Genomic DNA, 5,334 nt, shown 5'->3' with positions numbered 1-5,334 from the left:
GAGACGGACATCTCGCCACGTAGAGACGCGTCCCTGAGACGAACAACAATCGCCCCAGGGACCGCAGGCCTATTGAGGCCGCACCGCCGTCATTTCGCCGGCTCCACCGGCGAGCTTGAGATCGAACGCGACCTTGTCGCCAACCTTGACGGTGTCGAGCAGGGCGGGCGGCGTCGCCTTGAACGCCATGGTCATGGCCGGCCAGTTGGCTTCCGGGATCGGCTCATGATCCAGGGTGACGGTCCCGGCTTTCTTGTCGATCGCCGTGACGGTCCCCTTGCCCTTGGCCATAGTCGCAGCGCCGCTCATGTCCATCTTCGACATGTCGCCGGATTTCGCCATGTCGGCGGACACCGCCCCGCCCGACGCCGGGGTCGCGGCCGCCGGCATGGCCTCGGTGGGGACCGTGGCGGCCTCCCTCTTCGGCCCACAGGCGGCGAGGGCCAGGGTCAGGGCGAGCACGCCGGCCGTGGCGTAGGGAAGAGCTCTCATGATGATTTCCTTTGGGTTCGAGAGGCAGGGGTGAAGTCGGGGCCGCGGGGGCGGGGACGGCGCATCAGGAAGAAGGCGGCCGGGATGACCAGCATCGAGAGCAACGGCGCCGTCAGCATGCCGCCGATCATTGGGGCGGCGATGCGGCTCATCACCTCGGAGCCGGCGCCGTGACCGACAAGGATTGGCGCCAAGCCGGCCAGGATCACCGCGACCGTCATGGCCTTCGGCCTGACGCGCAGCAGGGCGCCTTCACGAACGGCGTCCTCGACCTGATCGCCCGAAGGACCAGGCCCGCGATCCGCCATGGCGTGCTTCAGGTAGATCAGCATCACCACGCCGAATTCGGCGGAGACGCCGGCCAGCGCGATGAAGCCCACGCCGGTGGCCACGGACTGGTGGTAGCCCAGCAGATAGAGCGCCCAGATGCCGCCGGTGAGCGCGAACGGCAGGGTGGCCATGATCAGGGCCGCTTCGTCGAAGCGGCCGAAGGTGACGTAGAGCAGGACGAAGATGATCAGCAGGGTCGCCGGAACGACGATCTTCAGCCGCTCGACGGCGCGCTGCAGGTATTCGAACTGGCCGGAATAGGCGATCGAGACGCCCGGCGAGAGCTTCACATCCTTGGCGACGGCGCGCTGCAGGTCCTGGACGACGGCGTTCAGGTCGCGGCCGCGCACGTCGATATAGACCCAGGTCGAGGGCCGGGCGTTTTCGGTCTTCAGCATCGGCGGGCCGTCGGCGATCTCGATCTTGGCCACCGTGCCGAGCGTGATCTGCTGGCCCGCGGGTGTCAGGACCGGCAGGCTTCGCAGGCCCTCCAGGCTGTCGCGGATCTCGCGCGGATAGCGGACATTGATCGGATAGCGGGCGAGGCCCTCGACGGTCTGGCTGACCGTCTCCCCGCCGATCGCGCCTGAGACGATCGCCTGCACGTCGGCGACGTTGAGCCCGAAGCGCGCGGCGGCGGCGCGGTCGATGTCGACGTCGACATAGCGCCCGCCGGTCAGCCGTTCGGCGAGCGCCGAGCTGACGCCTGGGACCGTCTTGGCCACCGTCTCGACGTCATGGGCGACGCGGTCGAGCTGGGCGAGGTCGGCGCCGGAGACCTTCACGCCGATCGGACTCTTGATGCCGGTGGCCAGCATGTCGATACGGTTGCGGATCGGCGGCACCCAGACATTGGCGAGGCCCGGAACCTTCACCGTCCGGTCCAGCTCCTCGACCAGCTTGTCGGGCGTCATGCCGGGCCGCCATTCAGCTCGCGGCTTGAACTGGATGGTGGTCTCGAACATCTCCAGCGGCGCGGGATCGGTGGCGCTCTCGGCGCGGCCGGCCTTGCCGAACACGCTCTTCACCTCCGGCACGGTCTTGATCAGCCGGTCGGTCTGCTGCAGCAACTCGCCGGCCTTCTGCGCCGAGAGGCCCGGCAGGGCCGAGGGCATGTAGAGTAGGTCGCCCTCGTCCATGCTGGGGATGAACTCGCCGCCGAGCTGGCTGAGCGGCCAGGCCGTGGTGGCGAAGGCCAGGACGGCGATCAGCAGGGTCGCCCTGGGCTTGCGCATCACCCAGTCCAGCACCGGCTTGTAGGCCGCGGTCAGCCAGCGGTTTAGGATGTTGCTGTCCTCGCGTGGGATGCGGCCTCGGATCAGGTAGCCCATCAGCACGGGGACCAGGGTCACAGACAGGATCGCCGCCCCGGCCATGGCGTAGGTCTTGGTGAACGCCAGGGGGGCGAACAGCCGGCCCTCCTGCGCCTGCAGGGTGAAGACCGGTACGAACGACAGGGTGATGATCACCAGGCTGAAGAACAGCGCCGGCCCGACCTCGGCCGCAGCGTCGGTGACCACCCGCCAGCGGGTTTCGCCCTCGAGCACTTCGTCCGGATGGTCATGCTCCCAGCGCTCGATCTTCTTGTGGGCGTTCTCGATCATCACCACGGCGGCGTCGACCATGGCCCCGATGGCGATGGCGATACCGCCCAGCGACATGATGTTGGCGTTGACGCCCTGGACCCGCATGACGATCAGCGCGAACAGCACCCCCAGCGGCAGGGTCAGGATCGCCACCAGGGCCGAGCGCACGTGCCAAAGGAACAGGGCGCAGACCAGGGCGACGACGATGAATTCCTCGAGCAGCTTTTCGCGCAGGTTGCCGATGGCCCGGTCGATCAGTTGCGAGCGGTCATAGGTCGTTTCCACCTCGACGCCCGGCGGCAGGCTCTTCTTCAGCCCGGCGAGCCTGTCCTTGACCGCGGCGATGGTCTCGCGCGCGTTCTTGCCCGAGCGCAGGATCACCACCCCGCCGGCGACCTCGCCCTGGCCGTCCAGTTCGGCGACGCCGCGGCGCATCTCCGGGCCGAGCTGGAGGGTCGCGACATCGCCCAGCCGCACCGGGACACCGCCGGATGCGGTCTTCAGCGGGATGGCGCGGAAGTCGTCGAGGCTTTTCAGATAGCCCGAAGCCCGGACCATGTATTCGGCCTCGGCCAGTTCCAGCACCGAGCCGCCGGTTTCGCTGTTGGCGCGCTGGATGGCGTCTGTGACCTGGCCATGGGTGACGCCGTAGGCGGCGAGCTTCACCGGGTCGAGCACCACCTGGTATTGCTTGACCATGCCGCCGATCGAGGCGACCTCGGCCACGCCCGGCAGGCTTTTGAGCTCATAGCGCAGGAACCAGTCCTGCAGGGAGCGGAGCTCCGACAGGTCATGGCGGCCGGTCCTGTCGACCAGGGCGTATTCGTAGATCCAGCCGACGCCCGTGGCGTCTGGCCCCAGCGCCGGCTTGGCCGTCTCCGGCAAACGGCTCTGGACCTGGTTCAGGTATTCCAGCACCCGCGAGCGGGCCCAGTAGAGGTCGGTCCCGTCCTCGAAGATCACATAGACGAAGCTGTCGCCGAAGAACGAGTAGCCGCGCACCGTCTTGGCGCCCGGCACCGACAGCATGGTGGTGGTCAGCGGATAGGTGACCTGGTTCTCGACGATCTGCGGCGCCTGGCCTGGATAGGGCGTGCGGATGATCACCTGCACGTCGGAGAGGTCCGGCAGGGCGTCGACCGGCGTGGAGCGCAGCGCGACCAGGCCGGCGGCCAGCAGGGCCAAGGCGGCGATGATGACGAAGAAGCGGTTCTTGACCGACCAGCGAATCAGGTTGGCGATCATCGGGCCGCTCCGGCCGGGCTGACGCGCCGCACGACCGGGCCGTCCGGCCGTTGCTCGAAGCCGAACGCGACCCGGTCGCCCACCTTCAGCCCCTTGGCCAGGGACGGGGACCCGAGCTTGAAGGTCATGGTCATGGCCGGCCAGCCGATGGCGGGCACGGGATCGTGGGAAAGGGTGATCGATCCGGCCGATAGCGCCTCGATCCGGCCGCGGCTCTCGTAGAGGGCGGACGCGGCCTTGGTCGTAGGCTCGGACGCAGCGCCGAGAGGCTTGGCCTGGACGCCGGCGAGGCTGGCTTCCGAGTCGATCAGGAACTGCCCCGATGCGACGATCTTCTGACCCTCGCTCAGGCCGGCCAGGATTTCAGTCCGTCCATCATCCTCGCGGCCCAGCTGGATCTCGACCGGCTGGAAGCGGCCCTTGTCGCCGGCGACCATGACCAGGGCCCGCTTGCCGGTGCGGATCACCGCCTCGGAGGGCACGAACAGGGCCGGCCGGGCCGGGCCGTCGAGATGAACCTTGGCGAACATGCCCGGCTTGAGCCGGCCGCCGGGATTGGCGAGCTCGACCCGGACGGTGAGCGTGCGGCTGTCGGCCTGGGTGGTCGGCAGGATCGCGGTCACCCGGCCGTTGAAGCTTTCGCCCGGAAAGGCGGCGAGTTCGGCGCGGACGGCTTGCCCGACTCGGACCTGGCCGCCCTGCGCCTCGGGCACGGCGGCGTTGAGCCATATGGTCGACAGGCCGGAGACCTGGGCCAGGGTCTGGCCCATGCCCACGGTCATGCCCTGGCGCACGTCCAGGGTCTGGATGACGCCGCCCACCGGCGTCGTGACGGTGATGACGTTGCGGGTCCGCCCCGTCTGCGCGACCTGGTCGATCAGGCCCGCGGGCATGCCGAGCAGCGTCAGCCTCTGCCGGGCCGCCGCCTCCAGGGCTGCATCGCCGGATCGGCGCACGGCCAGGTATTCGGCCTGGGCCCCGCCCCACGACGGAACCAGCAGATCGGCGATCGGTGCGCCGGCGGCGACCACGTCGCCGGGCGCCCGGGCATAGACCCGCTGCACGAAGCCGGCGGCCTTGGCCTGGACGATGGCGACGTCGCGCTGGTTGAAATCGAGGACGCCCGTGGCGTCGAGGCTCTGGACGAAGTCGCCGCGCTGGACGCTGGCCAGCCGCACGCCGAGGCTCTGGACTGCCGCCGGATCGATCCGCACGCCGCTCTCGCCCGCCGGCCCGTCATCGGCGTAGCGGGGGACCATCTGCATATCCATGAACGGCGACTTGCCCGGCTTGTCGAAGTGCTGGGCCGGAACCATCGGGTCGTACCAGTAGAGCACCTTGCGGTCGCCGGGCGCGGCGGGCGCGCCTGTCGGCTGCGACGGCTTTCCGAGTTGGGCCAGACCATAGCCGCCTGTTGCGGCCAGCACGGCGATGGCGGCGGCCGAAAGGGCGAGTTGGGCGCGGGTCATTGGGCGTCGCTTTCGTAGGTCAGGACGATGCGTATGGCGTCGCGCTGGACGTCGACTTCGCGGTCGAGGATGTCGATCTTGGTTTCGGCCAGCGCCAGGAATGCGCCCAGCACCTCGGACAGGTCGGCGGTCCCGGCGGCGTAGCTCGCGGTCTCGAGCTGCGCCTTGCGGGCGGCGAGCGGCTCCAGCGTGGTTCGGGCGCGCATCAGCCG

At 69.2% G+C, this 5,334-nt stretch carries 3 protein-coding genes and 1 pseudogene; all 4 read right to left on the bottom strand.

Translation table 11 applies throughout. The features are described 5' to 3' along the window. Positions 1-69 precede the first annotated feature (69 nt). Complete coding sequence (locus Q8Q77_RS01670; protein WP_305580521.1) at positions 70-492, bottom strand: copper-binding protein; 423 nt, start codon at positions 490-492, stop codon at positions 70-72. Continuing rightward, a complete protein-coding gene (locus Q8Q77_RS01665) occupies positions 489-3,653 on the bottom strand; it encodes an efflux RND transporter permease subunit (RefSeq protein WP_305580519.1) in 3,165 nt (1,054 codons plus the stop codon). Before Q8Q77_RS01665 ends, Q8Q77_RS01670 begins: the two co-directional genes overlap by 4 nt. Beyond that, positions 3,650-5,122: an efflux RND transporter periplasmic adaptor subunit gene (locus Q8Q77_RS01660; RefSeq protein ID WP_305580517.1), complete on the bottom strand. Its 1,473-nt coding sequence runs from the start codon at positions 5,120-5,122 to the stop codon at positions 3,650-3,652. The genes Q8Q77_RS01665 and Q8Q77_RS01660 overlap by 4 nt, the downstream gene beginning before the upstream one ends. Next, positions 5,119-5,334: pseudogene (locus Q8Q77_RS01655) on the bottom strand (transporter); the annotation flags it as partial. The gene Q8Q77_RS01660 and the pseudogene Q8Q77_RS01655, both read right to left, overlap by 4 nt.

The organism is Phenylobacterium sp., assembly GCF_030698145.1.
Classification (GTDB): domain Bacteria; phylum Pseudomonadota; class Alphaproteobacteria; order Caulobacterales; family Caulobacteraceae; genus Phenylobacterium.
Note: the sequence above shows the minus strand (reverse complement) of the source record. Positions and strands in the feature narration are given on the sequence as shown.

Excerpts from the sequence above, each read along its gene's own strand:
- Q8Q77_RS01670 (WP_305580521.1), bottom strand. The coding sequence starts at position 492 with ATGAGAGCTCTTCCCTACGCCACGGCCGGCGTGCTCGCCCTGACCCTG.
- Q8Q77_RS01665 (WP_305580519.1), bottom strand. The coding sequence starts at position 3,653 with ATGATCGCCAACCTGATTCGCTGGTCGGTCAAGAACCGCTTCTTCGTC.
- Q8Q77_RS01660 (WP_305580517.1), bottom strand. The coding sequence starts at position 5,122 with ATGACCCGCGCCCAACTCGCCCTTTCGGCCGCCGCCATCGCCGTGCTG.